At 72.1% G+C, this 12,985-nt stretch carries 12 protein-coding genes; 7 read left to right on the forward strand and 5 right to left on the reverse strand.

Going from position 1 to position 12,985, the window contains the following annotated elements; all coding sequences use genetic code 11:
- Window positions 1-67: 67 nt before the first annotated feature.
- Together GLX25_RS08835 and GLX25_RS08840 are read left to right on the forward strand one after the other, a co-directional pair.
- Window positions 68-1,132: a LacI family DNA-binding transcriptional regulator gene (locus GLX25_RS08835; RefSeq protein WP_155842149.1), complete on the forward strand. Its 1,065-nt coding sequence runs from the start codon at window positions 68-70 to the stop codon at window positions 1,130-1,132.
- 131 nt (window positions 1,133-1,263) lie between these two features.
- Complete coding sequence (locus tag GLX25_RS08840; protein WP_155842150.1) at window positions 1,264-1,845, forward strand: peptidoglycan-binding domain-containing protein; 582 nt, start codon at window positions 1,264-1,266, stop codon at window positions 1,843-1,845.
- A gap of 108 nt (window positions 1,846-1,953) precedes the next feature.
- Here the strand turns inward: GLX25_RS08840 and rplL are convergent, their stop codons facing one another.
- Both rplL and rplJ read right to left on the reverse strand, forming a co-directional pair.
- Window positions 1,954-2,343, reverse strand: a complete 390-nt coding sequence (gene rplL, locus GLX25_RS08845) for a 50S ribosomal protein L7/L12 (RefSeq protein WP_067947898.1) — start codon at window positions 2,341-2,343, stop codon at window positions 1,954-1,956.
- Window positions 2,344-2,393: 50 nt separating this feature from the next.
- Window positions 2,394-2,909, reverse strand: coding sequence for a 50S ribosomal protein L10 (gene rplJ, locus GLX25_RS08850; protein ID WP_155842151.1), 516 nt, complete (start codon window positions 2,907-2,909; stop codon window positions 2,394-2,396).
- Between the two features lie 326 nt (window positions 2,910-3,235).
- On the opposite strand from rplJ, the gene GLX25_RS08855 reads away from it, so the two are divergent.
- The 3 genes from GLX25_RS08855 to GLX25_RS08865 all read left to right on the forward strand — a co-directional run bounded on the left by GLX25_RS08855 (window position 3,236) and on the right by GLX25_RS08865 (window position 6,943).
- On the forward strand, window positions 3,236-4,651 hold the full coding sequence (locus tag GLX25_RS08855; protein ID WP_155842152.1) for a hypothetical protein: 1,416 nt from the start codon (window positions 3,236-3,238) through the stop codon (window positions 4,649-4,651).
- A gap of 110 nt (window positions 4,652-4,761) precedes the next feature.
- Entirely contained in the window at window positions 4,762-6,492 is a 1,731-nt protein-coding gene (locus GLX25_RS08860) for an MDR family MFS transporter (protein ID WP_271192517.1), read from the forward strand.
- Between the two features lie 10 nt (window positions 6,493-6,502).
- Window positions 6,503-6,943 carry a MarR family winged helix-turn-helix transcriptional regulator gene (locus tag GLX25_RS08865; RefSeq protein ID WP_166548633.1) on the forward strand — a complete coding sequence of 147 codons (441 nt, stop codon included), beginning with the start codon at window positions 6,503-6,505 and terminating at the stop codon, window positions 6,941-6,943.
- A gap of 38 nt (window positions 6,944-6,981) precedes the next feature.
- On the opposite strand, the gene GLX25_RS08870 is transcribed toward GLX25_RS08865, so the two are convergent.
- Both GLX25_RS08870 and GLX25_RS08875 read right to left on the reverse strand, forming a co-directional pair.
- Entirely contained in the window at window positions 6,982-8,604 is a 1,623-nt protein-coding gene (locus GLX25_RS08870) for a sensor histidine kinase (protein WP_166548634.1), read from the reverse strand.
- The gene (locus tag GLX25_RS08875) at window positions 8,601-9,350 is read right to left on the reverse strand and encodes a response regulator transcription factor (RefSeq protein WP_155842154.1); all 750 of its coding nucleotides are present in this window, start codon (window positions 9,348-9,350) and stop codon (window positions 8,601-8,603) included. Before GLX25_RS08875 ends, GLX25_RS08870 begins: the two co-directional genes overlap by 4 nt.
- Window positions 9,351-9,546: 196 nt before the next feature.
- Between GLX25_RS08875 and GLX25_RS08880 the strand changes: the two genes are divergently transcribed.
- Window positions 9,547-11,040, forward strand: coding sequence for an ABC transporter permease (locus GLX25_RS08880; RefSeq protein ID WP_155842155.1), 1,494 nt, complete (start codon window positions 9,547-9,549; stop codon window positions 11,038-11,040).
- Between the two features lie 75 nt (window positions 11,041-11,115).
- On the forward strand, window positions 11,116-11,787 hold the full coding sequence (locus GLX25_RS08885; protein WP_155842156.1) for an ABC transporter ATP-binding protein: 672 nt from the start codon (window positions 11,116-11,118) through the stop codon (window positions 11,785-11,787).
- Window positions 11,788-11,865: 78 nt separating this feature from the next.
- On the opposite strand, the gene GLX25_RS18830 is transcribed toward GLX25_RS08885, so the two are convergent.
- A complete protein-coding gene (locus GLX25_RS18830; protein ID WP_166548635.1) occupies window positions 11,866-12,939 on the reverse strand; it encodes an alpha/beta fold hydrolase in 1,074 nt (357 codons plus the stop codon).
- Window positions 12,940-12,985 lie beyond the last annotated feature (46 nt).

The raw sequence follows: 12,985 nt of genomic DNA on the forward strand, positions 1-12,985 counted from the left end.
TGGCACCGGTTCCACACCTCCGGCGATTCGCGTACACTCCGTTCGCAAGCCCGATGGAGGGAGCGTGATGACCGCGATCTCGGATGTCGCGCGCCTGGCCGGCGTCTCGAAGTCGACGGCCTCACGGGCACTGTCGGGTCGCGGGTACGTCTCCGAGGCCACTCGCCTCCGGGTCGTCGAGGCCGCTGCCGAGATCGGCTACATCGCCTCGCCGAACGCCGCGAGCCTCGTCACGGGCCGGACGAAGAACGTCGGCGTCGTCATCCCGTTCGTCAACCGCTGGTTCTTCGGCGAGGTGCTCGAGGGCATGGAGCGGACGCTGCTCGCCGCGGGGTACGACCTCACGCTCTACAACCTCGCCCTCTCGGGTCCCGACCGCGACCGCGTCTTCGACTTCTTCCTCGCCCGCAAGCGGGTCGACGCGGTCATCGCGGTGGGCGTCGACCTCACCGAGCGCGAGGTCGAGGTCATCGAGGGCCGCGGCAAGCCCATCATCGCGCTCGGCGGCACCGGGCCCGGCGCGCCCCGGCTCGCCATCGACGACCGCGGCGCCGCGCGGCTCGCCACCGAGCACCTCATCGACCTCGGCCACGAGCGCATCGCCCACCTCGCCGGGGCCGGCGCCGGATCCGCGGCGCGCAGCGTGCAGGCGCTCCGCAGGGCGGGGTTCGCCGATGCGATGCGCGAGGCGGACCTCCACCCGGTCGGCGAGTCGGACGGCATGGTCGAGGCCGAGATGACGCTGCCCGGCGGATACGCGGCGGCGCTGCAACTGCTCGGGCATCCGGCGACCAGACCGACCGCCATCTTCGCCGCGTCCGACGAGGTCGCGTTCGGCGCGATGCGAGCCGCCGAACGACTGGGGATCTCCCTGCCGGGGTCCCTCTCGATCGTGGGCTTCGACGGTCACGAGCACGCCGAGTTGTATGGCCTCACGACGATCGAGCAGTTCCCGCGCGTGCAGGGCCGCTTCGCGGTCGACGCCGTGATGCGGCTCCTCGGCGAGCCGACCGGCGACGCCGATCCGGTGACGCCCGACGGGCTCCCCGACTTCGACCGGCCGCTCGAGACGAGGCTCGTGGTGCGGAGCAGCACGACGGCGCCGTCGGCGAGGTCGCTCGTCGCGCGCTGACGCGGGCCGCGCGAGCCGTCTCAGGGTCAGCCCGGTGGCATCCCCGTCGTGCCGTCCGTAACGTCCGCCGTGGGCCGTCATCCGGCACCGAGCGGATGGCGTGAGGCCCGACTCGGACGAAGGAGGGCATCATGAGCGCCGAGGGAATCACACTGCAGCGACTGGCCCGCGGAGGCGGGTACGACGGGCCCAACGACGGAAGTCCCGGCCCGAACACCTGGCGGGCGCTGCAACGGCTCGTCACGGGCTACGGGTACACCGGCCCGATCGACGGCGCACCCGGAAGCAACACCTGGCGGGCGCTCCAGCGCTTCGCGGCGCTCGGCGGCTACGCCGGACCGGTCGACGGGGTCATGGGAGTCCAGTCGTGGATGGGCGTCCAGCGCCTGCTCGCGCCGTTCAGCTACGTGACACCCGTCGACGGGATCCCGGACGCGGACACCTATCGCGCCCTCCAGACCATGGGCCGGATCGGCGGGTACTTCGGGCCCTACGACGGCGTCATGGGGCCGAACTCGTGGCGCGGAGTCCAGACGATCCTCGCCGGCGCCGGCTACACGGGGCCGATCGACGGCGTCGCCGGACCGAACACATGGCGCGGCATCCAGCGGATCGCCCAGCGCGGGGGCTATTCGGGCCCGATCGACGGCGTGCCGGGGCCGAACACGTACGCCGGGATCGAGGCGCTCCTCGTCCGCAGCGAACACGACTGAGTCGAGCGAGACGACGGATGCCCCGTGCCGAGCGAATCGGCACGGGGCATCCGTGTGTTCAGGTGACGCGGGTCACCTCAAGCTGCGACCCTCTCGCGAGGGCGGCGATCACTTGAGGGTGACGGTCGCGCCGGCCTCCTCGAGCGAGGCCTTCGCCTTGTCGGCGGTCTCCTTGTTCGCGCCCTCGAGCACGGCCTTCGGAGCACCGTCGACGACGGCCTTCGCCTCGCCGAGGCCGAGCGAGGTGAGCTCGCGGACGACCTTGATGACCTGGATCTTCTTGTCGCCGGCAGCCTCGAGGATGACGTCGAACGAGTCCTTCTCCTCGACCTCCTCGGCAGCGGCGCCACCGCCGGCGGCGGCCGGGCCGGCAACGGCGACGGGGGCGGCCGCGGTGACCTCGAAGGTCTCCTCGAACGCCTTGACGAACTCCGAGAGCTCGATGAGGGTCAGGCCCTTGAACTGCTCGAGCAGCTCCTCAGTGGACAGCTTCGCCATGATTCTTCTCCTTAGATTTCCTGGTAACTCACCGCTTGAGAGGCTCGCGCCTACGCAGCGGACTCCTGCTTCTCACGCAGCGCGTCGACCGTGCGGACGGCCTTCGAGAGCGGTGCGTTGAACAGATATGCGGCTCCGAACAGCGAGGCCTTGAAGGCGCCGGCGAGCTTCGCCAGGAGCACTTCGCGGGACTCGAGGTCGGCGAGCTTGCCTACCTCTTCGGCGGTCAGGGGCTTGCCATCGAAGTAGCCGCCCTTGACCACGAGGAGGGGGTTCGCCTTGGCGAAGTCACGCAGCGACTTCGCGACGGCGACCGGGTCGCCGTGCACGAACGCGATCGCCGACGGGCCCTTGAGGTCGTCGTCGAACGCGGAGATCCCGGCCTTGTTGGCCGCGATCTTGGTCAGCGTGTTCTTCACCACGGCGTAGCTCGCGTCCCCACTGATGGACTTGCGCAGCGTCTTGAGCTGGGCAACAGTGAGGCCGCGGTATTCGGTCAGCAGAACGGCGGTCGAGCTCTCGAACAGGTTCGTGAGTTCGGCAACCGAGGCTTCCTTGTTCGCCATGGCCACTCCTTGTGTCTTCAACGCGCATCGCGGTGGCGATGCACGGCCTTGGAGCGCTGGTGCAGATCTTGGGAAAGAAAAAGAGCTCCGGCGCAGTTGCGCGGAGCTCGGCTCGGGAAACCCGGGAAGTCTTCGTCACACCTGCGCGGGCACCTGTTCTCACAGGACTTCGGTCGGATTCGCACGCGAACACGACAACCAGCGGTCTTCGGCTCAGAACACGATAACGGATGCCGCGGCCGCGGCCAAATCGATGGCGAACCTGCCCGATCGGGCAGCGTGCGCGGTCGGCGCTCGACGCGGCCGCCCGAGCGGACGATCCTGAGATGCGGGGTGAGGCCATGCGCTCGAGGGCGGGCGACCGCGAGCCCGTCAGCGGCGATGCCGCGACGGGTCGGCGCTCCTCGGCGCGCGGATCGGAGCCCTTCGCCCCCGCGGACCGCCTGGCGTCGCACTCCCGCGACCTGCCGGCACGGATGGCGGGCGCGGGCGCGGCCGCACTGGAGGCGGTCGCCGGGAACCGGGCCGTCTCGTCGTTGCTCGGCGGCCTGCGACTCCAACGTGACGAGGGCGGTGCCGCGCCGCCGGCCGCTCCGCCGAAGCCGCGGCACACGTGGGTGTTCATCATGGGCGCGGACCCGCCCGGCACGAAGAACCGGTTCTTCACGGAGGCGGAGGCGTTCTACCGCGCCAAGCACGGCAGCGTCGCGAACTCGCACCTGGAGCAGGCGAGGACCCTCGAGGCGGTCCTGAGCACCGTCAACGCGTCCGGGGATCCGGTCGGACTGCTCATCATCGTGTCCCACGGACACCCCGACGGCCGCCTCATGTTCGACCTGGGCGTGACGCCCGACACGCCGCCCAACGTCGCACTCCCCGTGACGAGGTCCGGCGGGACCCCGACCCAGTTCGACACGGCGCAGGCCGCCGTGAAGCAGGGCAAGCTCACCACGGTCAGCGCCGACGTCATCGACGACGCCACGAAGATCGTGATCAAGGGGTGCAACATCGGCCGCAGCCAGCGGATGGTCGCGACCCTGCACTCGGCGTTCGGCGGCCGCGCCGCGCTGACCACCACGACCCACGCCCAGTTCTTCGGCGGCGGTGCGGAGCGGCTCGCCGAGTACTTCGTCGAACGTCCGGGGAAGAGCACGCTCTCGCGCAAGGCGCTCGCCACGGAGTTCTCGACGAAGTACGGCACGCACGTCGCGAACTCCGACGCGAAGTTCTGGTCGGGGGTCGCGGCGCAGGCGAAGCGGACCGTGGACGCGGTCACGTTCGAGGCGTTCCGCGGACCGGTCCCCGCGCCGAACGACAAGGCGTTCAAGGCGGGCTTCGCCGAGCAGCTGAAGCAGATCGCGGAGCAGGGCGGGACCTCGATCGCCTTCGTCAAGCGCGAGCGCACCGGCGCGGACTTCGTGTACCACTTCGCCTTCAAGAAGCTTCAGGACGACGGCTCGGCCGCGGTGATCCCCGCGACGATCTCGACGGCCGCGCCGCCCGACGACGCCGCCGCGATCGCGGAGGCCAAGGCGGCCTCGGGCCGCCCCGATGCCGCCGAGTTCACGGTGCGGCGCAGCGTCGACGGCGGCGACACGGTCGTGACGGTCGACGCCGTCCGCACCGAGTGGAAGGTGGTCCACACGGTGATCCGGGACAAGAGCGGGGCGCCGATCCCCCCGCCGGCCGACACCGACGTCTTCTGGTTCACGACCCAGCCCGCCGTGCCCCCGACGCCCTGACGGCCTCCCGGCTGCGTCCGGGGAATAGTTGACCGACATCCAAAGTTGACAGAGTTCAACTACAGTCATATGGTTGACGACGATCAACTTTCTCGGAGGACCTCACTCTCGTGTCAGCAGCAGCAGCTTCCGTCGCCTCGACCGAGGCGCCCTCGCGCACGCCGCGCGAGGTCTTCATCGCCCTGTCGGGCCTCATCGTGACGATGTTCGTCGCGGTGCTCTCGGGCACGGTCGTCTCGACCTCGATGCCCCGCATCATCGCCGACCTCGGCGGCGACCAGGCCGCCTACACCTGGGTCATCACCGCGAGCCTGCTCGCGACGGCCGTCTCCACGCCCATCTGGGGCAAGCTCGCCGACCTCGTGAACCGGAAGGTGCTGCTGCAGCTCGCGATCGGGCTGTTCGTCGTCGGCACCGCGATCGCCGGCTTCGCGCAGGACACGACGACCCTGATCGCCGTCCGCGTCATCCAGGGCCTCGGCGCCGGCGGCCTCATGTCGCTCGTCATGATCATCGTCGCGCTCATCATCTCGCCGCGCGAGCGCGGCAAGTACATGGGCGTCGTCGGCGGCATCATGGCCGTCGCGACCATCGGCGGTCCGCTCCTCGGCGGCGTCGTCACCGATGCCTGGGGCTGGCGCGCGAACTTCTTCCTGCCGCTCCCCCTCGCGATCATCGCCCTGGTGCTCATCCAGGTCACGCTCCACCTCCCCCAGCTGCCCAGGCGCGCGGTGAAGATCGACTACGCCGGGGCGATCCTCATGGCCGTCGGCGTCTCCCTCCTCCTCGTCTGGGTCACGCTCGGCGGCAGCCAGTTCGAGTGGAGCTCGGTGACGAGCCTCGTCATGGTCGGCGTCGCCGCGACATGCATCGTCGCCTTCGTCGTCGTCGAGTTCTTCGTGGCCGAGCCGATCGTGCCCATGGCCCTCTTCAAGAACCGCACCTTCGCACTCGCGGTGATCGCCTCGATCGCGATCGGCGTCTCGATGTTCGCCACGAGCGTCTTCCTCGCGCAGTACTTCCAGCTCGCGCGCGGCGCCACGCCGACCGAGTCGGGTCTCATGACCATCCCGCTGATCGTCGGCCAGATGGGCGCCTCCATCCTGATCGGCGCGCTGATCAGCCGGTTCGGCAAGTGGAAGGGCTTCATGGTCCTCGGTGCCGCGCTCACGGTCGCGGGCACCTTCCTCATGACCACGCTCCGCTACGACACTGACTACCTCTGGGTGAGCGTCGCGATGGTCGTGCTCGGCGCGGGACTCGGCATGGTGATGCAGAACCTCACGCTCGTCGTGCAGAACGACACCCCGGTGTCGCAGCTCGGCGCGGCCTCGTCGAACGTGAACTTCTTCCGGTCGATCGCCGGCACCATCGGCGTCACGGTGATGGGCTCGCTGCTGGCGACCCAGGTGCAGGACCACATCGCCACCGGCTTCGCGGGCTTCGTGCCGTCGACGCCCGGCGAGGTCGAGGCGCTGCAGGGCCTCTCCGGCGGCGCGGTGCCGAACGTGCACGAGCTGCCCGACACGATCCGCGTGATCATCGAGTCGGCCTACGGCCACGGCATCGCCGACGCCTTCTGGATCGCGGTGCCGCTCGCGGTGCTCTCGCTCATCGCGATCGCGTTCCTCCCGAACAAGCCCCTCTCGACGAAGACCGCGGCCGAGTCGCTCGCGGAGGAGGCCGAGGACGCGGTGATCGACCTCGCGGAGGCGGAGATCGGCGCGCCGGTCCCCTCGGCCGAGTCGTGCGACGCCGAGGTCCGGCGCGAGCCCGTCTCGGCCGCGACCGGGTCGGTCGCGTCGGTCGACAGCGCGGATGCCGCGGGGGCGCGTCGCTAGCATGGCCGTCATGACCGCGGACCCCGAGCTCGACGCCGCCATCGCGGCCGTCGAGGACCAGTTCAGCGTGCTCTTCAACCGGGCGCGCACGGTGTGGTCGGAATCGGCGAAGCGGGTCCATCCCGACCTGCAGCCGGCCGGGTACAAGCTGCTCAGCATGATCGCCCGCGCGGGCGAGACGAACGCGCACGTCGTCGCCGAGCAGCTCGACATGGACAAGAGCGCGGTGAGCCGGCAGGTCCGGCAGCTCGAGGAGGCCGGGCTCGTGGAGAGCCGCGTCGACGAGCGCGACGCGCGCGCCCGCGTCCTCGTCGCGACTCCTGCCGCCGTCGAGCGACTCCACGCGGTCCGCTCCCGCAACCAGGAGCGTCTCCGCTCGGCGCTCGAGGATCGCTCGGTCGACGACCTGCGGGTCGTCGCCGACGTGCTCCGCCGCATCACCGAGGGCTGAGCCGCACCGGGCCGTCCGTTCGGGCCTCGGGGCCGTCGTCAGGCGGGCAGCTCGACCGCGAACTCCGTTCGGCCGGGCTCGCTCGCGACCTCGACGGTGCCGCGGTGGGCCTCGACGACGGCCCGCACGATCGCGAGCCCGAGGCCGGTGCTGCCGGCCCGGCGCGAGCGCGACGCGTCGCCGCGCGCGAACCGCTCGAACAGGCTCGCCCGCACGGCGGGATCGATGCCGGGCCCGTCGTCGGTCACCGTCACCCGCACGCGGGCCGGAGCCGAGGCCGCGGATGCCGCGCGCACGCGCGCCACGCGGACGACGACCTCCGTGCCCTCCGGCGTGTGCACCCGGGCGTTCGCGAGCAGGTTCGCGACGACCTGGTGCAGCCGGCTCGCGTCGCCGGTCACGGTCACCTCGTCGTCGGGCACCTCGACGCGCCACTCGTGGCCCGGTGCGGCCACCTGCGCGTCGCCGACCGCGTCGATCACGAGCCGCGTCAGGTCGACCGGCTCGCGCCGCAGCTCGCGTCCCTCGTCGAGCCGGGCGAGGAGGAGCAGGTCCTCGACGAGCTCGGTCATCCGCAGCGACTCGGACTCGATGCGGCCGAGCGCGTGCACGACGTCCGGCGGCAGCTCGCCGCCGTGCAGCCGAGTGAGCTCCGAGTACCCGCGGATCGAGGCGAGCGGCGTGCGGAGCTCGTGGCTGGCGTCCGCCACGAAGCGGCGAACCTTGCGCTCGGACTGCTCGCGGGCCGACAGCGACGCGGCGACGTGGCCGAGCATGCGGTTGAAGGAGGTGGCGAGCCGGCCGACCTCGGTCCGCTCGTCGTCGACGGGCACGTCGTCGGGGAGCGCCACGTCGCCGCGCGCGAGCGGCAGCTCGGAAACGAGCGTCGCGGTCTCGGTGACGCGATCGAGCGGGCGCAGCGCCCGGCCGACGATGAGCGCGCCGAGCGCGAGGGCCGCGATCGTCGCGGCGAGCGCGACGATGGCGATCGTGACGGCGAGCTGCGTGGTCGTGGCGTTCACGTCGGCGAGCGGGAAGGCGACCACGTAGGCGTAGTCCTGCACGAGCGGCACGCCGATGGCGCGGTAGTCGCCGAGTCCGTCGAGGTCGATCGTGACGGGCTCGCGGTCGGTGGGGATCGACGCGAGCGAGACCTGGGCGCTCGGCGAGAGCTGCACGATGTCGCCGTCCTCGTCGATCGTCGCGGTCGCGGCGACGACGCGCTCCTGCTCGCTCGTCACCAGCGCGACGATGGTGCCGACGGGCTGGCCGGGGATGCGCAGCAGCTCCTCGGCGCCGATGTCCGGACGGGGGAACTGCTCGTTCGGCTCGTCGTCGTCGACCGCGCGCGCGGCGCGCTCGGTGGCCTGGTGCAGCTGCCCGTCGACCCGGGCGACGAGCTGGCCGTGCAGCACGGCCGTGCTCACGACGCCGACGATGACGCTCGCGAGCACCACGAGCGCGGCCATGACGATGACGAGGGTGCGCCGCAGCGTCCGGGGCGCGCGCCGCTGGGGCGCGTCGGGCGAGTGCGAGACGGATGGCTCGGCGCCGCCGGTCGCGGACGCGCTGCCGCCGCCCGCGGCATCCGTCGCCTGCGCACGCTCGGACGCGGCGCGCCGGGCGGCGGCCGCGTACCCCGGAGCGCCCGGATGCGTCATCCGGCCGCCTTCAGCATGTAGCCCGCACCGCGCACCGTGTGGATCATCGGGTCGCGGCCCGCGTCGATCTTCTTGCGGAGGTAGGAGATGTAGAGCTCGACGACGGACTCCTTGCCGCCGAAGTCGTAGTTCCAGACGCGGTCGAGGATCTGCGCCTTCGAGAGCACGCGGCGCGGGTTCCGCATGAGGAAGCGGAGCAGTTCGAACTCGGTCGCGGTCAGCTCGATCGGGGTGCCGTCGCGCTCGACCTCGTACGAGTCCTCGTCGAGCGAGAGGTCGCCGACGCGGAGCACCGGGTCCTTGGCCTGCGCGAGCGTGAGCGTCGAGCGGCGGATGAGCCCGCGGAGGCGCGCGACGACCTCCTCGAGGCTGAAGGGCTTCGTGACGTAGTCGTCGCCGCCCGCGGTGAGGCCCGCGATGCGGTCGTCGAGCGAGTCCTTCGCGGTGAGGAAGAGCACGGGCGTCTCGGTGCCGTCGGCCCGCACGCGCTGCAGCACCTCGAGCCCGTCGATGTCGGGGAGCATGATGTCGAGCACGATCGCGTCGGGCCGGAACTCGCGGGCGACGCGCACGGCGCCGAGGCCGTCGGAGGCCGTCCGGACCTCCCAGCCCTCGTAGCGGAGCGCCATCTTCAGGAGGTCGGTGAGCGAGTTCTCGTCGTCGACGACGAGGACGCGCACGGCGCTGCCGTCCGCCTTCGCGATCTGCGGTCGGTGCGCGGTTCCGGTGCCGGTCTCCATGCTCATGCCTTCCGAGTATGCGGGAATTCCTGTGCGCTTCCTATGACGGCGACGGATGCCGCCTGTGATCCCGCAATGAACCGTGCCATCCGATCTCATACGCGATCCATAGGGTCGCCATCGGTGCGGCACAGTCCACGTTCGTAGCGTCCGAGCCGGGCCCGCGATCGCCGTGGGCCGAACGACCCGATGAGGACCCCGCATGTTCTTCACCTACCTCCGGCGCGAACTCGCCGGGCGCCGCCGGCAGACCGCGATCGTCGCGGTCGGGATGGCGCTCGCGATCGCACTCGTCATGATCGTCAACGCCGTCTCGGGGGGCGTGCGCGATGCGCAGGCCGCCGTGCTCGAATCCGTCTACGGCGTCGGCACCGACCTCACCGTCTCGCAGGCGCCCACGGCGCCCGGCGAGGGCGAAGGCCCGAGCGGCGGCGTCCGGTTCGAGTTCGGACAGGACGACGGCGCGACCGACGACGACGGCACCACCGCGCTGAGCAACTCGCGGCTGACCGCCGGGCCGGGATCGTCGACCTTCGACGCGTCGACGCTCGACGCCGTGCTCGAGGTCGACGGCGTGGCCGCGGCATCCGCGACCCTGAGCCTCACCAACGTCACCTTCGACGGCGAGCTGCCGCAGCGCCCGACCGACCAGGCGGCCGGCGACCAGGCGGCCTCGGGCGACGCCGGCGCGCCCGCACCGGGCGAGGGCGGCGCCGGCGGCGGGTTCGGCGGCGGCAACTTCGACGTGACGAGCGTGACCGTGACCGGCGTCGACCCGGCCGCCGAGGCCATCGGGCCGCTCAGCGCGGTCGAGCTCGCCGACGGGCGCGGCCTCGACTCGGGCGATGCCGGCGAGTACGTCGTCGTCCTCGACGCCGAGTACGCCACGACCGAGGGCGTCGCCGTGGGCGACGCGATCGAGCTCGGCGGCACCGAGTTCGAGGTCGTCGGCACCGTGACCTCGACGTCGGCGGATGCCGCGACCGCGTCGAACGCGTACATCCCGCTCGACGTGGCCCAGGCCCTGTCCGGCATGGACGGCCAGGTCTCCGACATCTCGGTCCAGGCGGCGTCGGCCTCCGACATCCCGGCCGTGAAGGCCGACCTCGAGGAGGCCCTCCCCGACCAGACCGTGAGCACGCAGGAGGACCTCGCCGCGAGCGTCTCCGGCTCCCTCGGCAGCGCGTCGTCGCTCATCTCGAGCCTCGGCCTCTGGCTCTCGATCGCCGTGCTCGCCGCCGCGTTCCTCATCGCGATCCTCTTCACCATCCAGGGCGTCACGCGCCGCACGCGCGAGTTCGGCACGCTCAAGGCGATCGGCTGGTCGGACCGCCGCATCGTCGGGCAGGTCGCGGGCGAGTCGCTCGTGCAGGGCCTGATCGGCGGCGCCGCGGGCCTCGCGCTCGGCTTCATCGGCATCGCGATCATCAACGCGATCTCGCCGAGCCTCGCGACCACCTCCTCGCCGCTGGCGGCCGGCGCCGAGGGCGCGGGCGGCCCGGGCGGCTTCGGCGGCGGCGGACCATTCGCCGCGGCGCAGGAGACCACGGAGGTCGTGCTGAACGCGCCCGTCACGCTCGGCGTGGTCGCCCTCGCGGTCGGCCTCGCGGTCGTCGGCGGCCTGCTCGCCGGTGCGATCGGCGGATGGCGCGCCAGCAGGCTGCGCCCCGCGGAGGCGCTCCGCAGCGTCGCCTGAGCCTCCCGACGGCACCGACGCACCCCCGCGGCATCCGTCACCGCACCCACCGGACACCGGAAGAAGGACCAGCACATGTACACCCTCGAGAACGTCACGAAGACCTATCGGCAGAAGGAACGCACGATCCACGCCCTGAAGGACGTGAGCCTGTCGATCCCGACGGGCCAGCTCGTCGCGATCCAGGGGCCGACGGGCGGCGGCAAGTCCACGCTGCTGCAGATGCTCGGTGCCCTCGACCGCCCGACCTCCGGCCGCATCGCGCTCGGCGAGGCCGACCTGTCGGGCATGCCCGACACGAAGCTCGGCCGGATCCGCGCGACCGAGATCGGCTTCGTCTTCCAGGGCTTCAACCTCATCCCGACGCTCACCGCGCAGGAGAACGTGGAGACCGCGATCGAACCGCTCGGCGTTGCCGCCGACGAACGCCGCCGACGCGCGACCGAGGCCCTCGCCTCGGTCGGCCTCGGCGATCGCGCGCACCACGTCCCGAGCGAGCTCTCGGGCGGTCAGCAGCAGCGGGTCGCGATCGCGCGCGCGCTCGTGAAGGAACCCGACGTGCTCCTCGCCGACGAACCCACCGGCAACCTCGACGAGCAGACCCGCGACGAGATCATGGACCTCCTCGAGGGCCTCCACCGCGACCGCGGGCTCACGCTCGTGATCGTGACCCACGACTCGGCCGTCGCCAGGCGCGCCGAACGTCGGCTGCACCTCACGCACGGCACGGTGACCGAGCGGGCCTAGCCGACCGGGCGGATGCCGCGGCCCTGCCCTCCGGCCGCGACATCCGCCCACCTCCGCGGGGCGCGCGACGGGCGCCGCTCAGATGAGGTCGTTGCGCAGCGCCCAGGCCGCCGCTGCGGCGCGCGACGGCACCCCGAGCCTCGAGCGGATGTTCGCGACGTGCCGGTGCACCGTGTGCACCGAGAGCACGAGGTGCGCGGCGATCTCGGCGTCGGTCTCGCCGCGCGCCACGAGCCGCAGCACCTCGCGCTCGCGGTCGGTCAGGTGCGGCGCGCCCGTCGGTGACCCGCCCGATGCGCCGGGGGTCGAGGCATCCGTCTCGCCGGCCGGCTCGACGCGGTCGCCGAGGAATCGACGGGTCTCGCGCACGATCGCGTCGGCGTCGCCCCGCCAGGGGAAGTGGTCCTCGCCCAGGAGCGGGACGAATCGGGCGTGCGGGATCCGCTCGGCGACGTCCCGCCCGAGCGCGAACGCGATCGCGCGATCGTCGCGGCGATGCAGCACGAGGGTCGGCGCCCTGACGTCGCCGAGGTGGGGCGTCGAATCCATGGCGTAGACCTCCGCGAGCGACGCGAGCGCGACCTCCGGGGTCGCGGCGCGGCGCTGGAACTCGACGAACTCGTCGCGTTCCGCGGCGGTCGCATCGGGTTCGAACAGGTCCGAGAGCACCCGAGATCCGATCCCCCAGTGCTGCCGGACGACGGCGAGCAGTGCCTCGCGCGCGGCCGGCGGCGCCAGGTCGGCGCCTCGGGCGTAGGTGCCGTAGAGCACGAGCCGGTCCACGGCGTCGGGATGCCGCGCCGCGAAGAGGGAGGCGACGCCGCCGCCCGACGACGCGCCGAAGAGCGACACCCGTTCGACGCCGACGGCGTCGAGCACCGCTTCGAGGACCGCGAGCTCCTCGTCGAGGGTGCGCGGCGGCATCCGCCCCCGATCGGATGCGCCCGTCCCGGGCCGGTCGTACCGGATGACGGTGCGGCCCTCCGCGAGGCCGGACGCGAAGCGCCGGAAGCGGGGCTGCCGCCAGTCGAGGTCGAGGTGGCTGCACCACCATCCGCCGAGGACCAGCGGCGGGCCGCGGCCGACCGCGGACCACGCGATCGACGCGCCGTCGTGATCGGCGTATCGGACGACCTGGTCTGCGGCCTCCACGGCCCCAGTCTAGGAACGCGAGCGATGCTCGGGCCAGCGGCGCGGC

Source organism: Agromyces luteolus, from assembly GCF_009729855.1.
Taxonomy (GTDB): domain Bacteria; phylum Actinomycetota; class Actinomycetes; order Actinomycetales; family Microbacteriaceae; genus Agromyces; species Agromyces luteolus.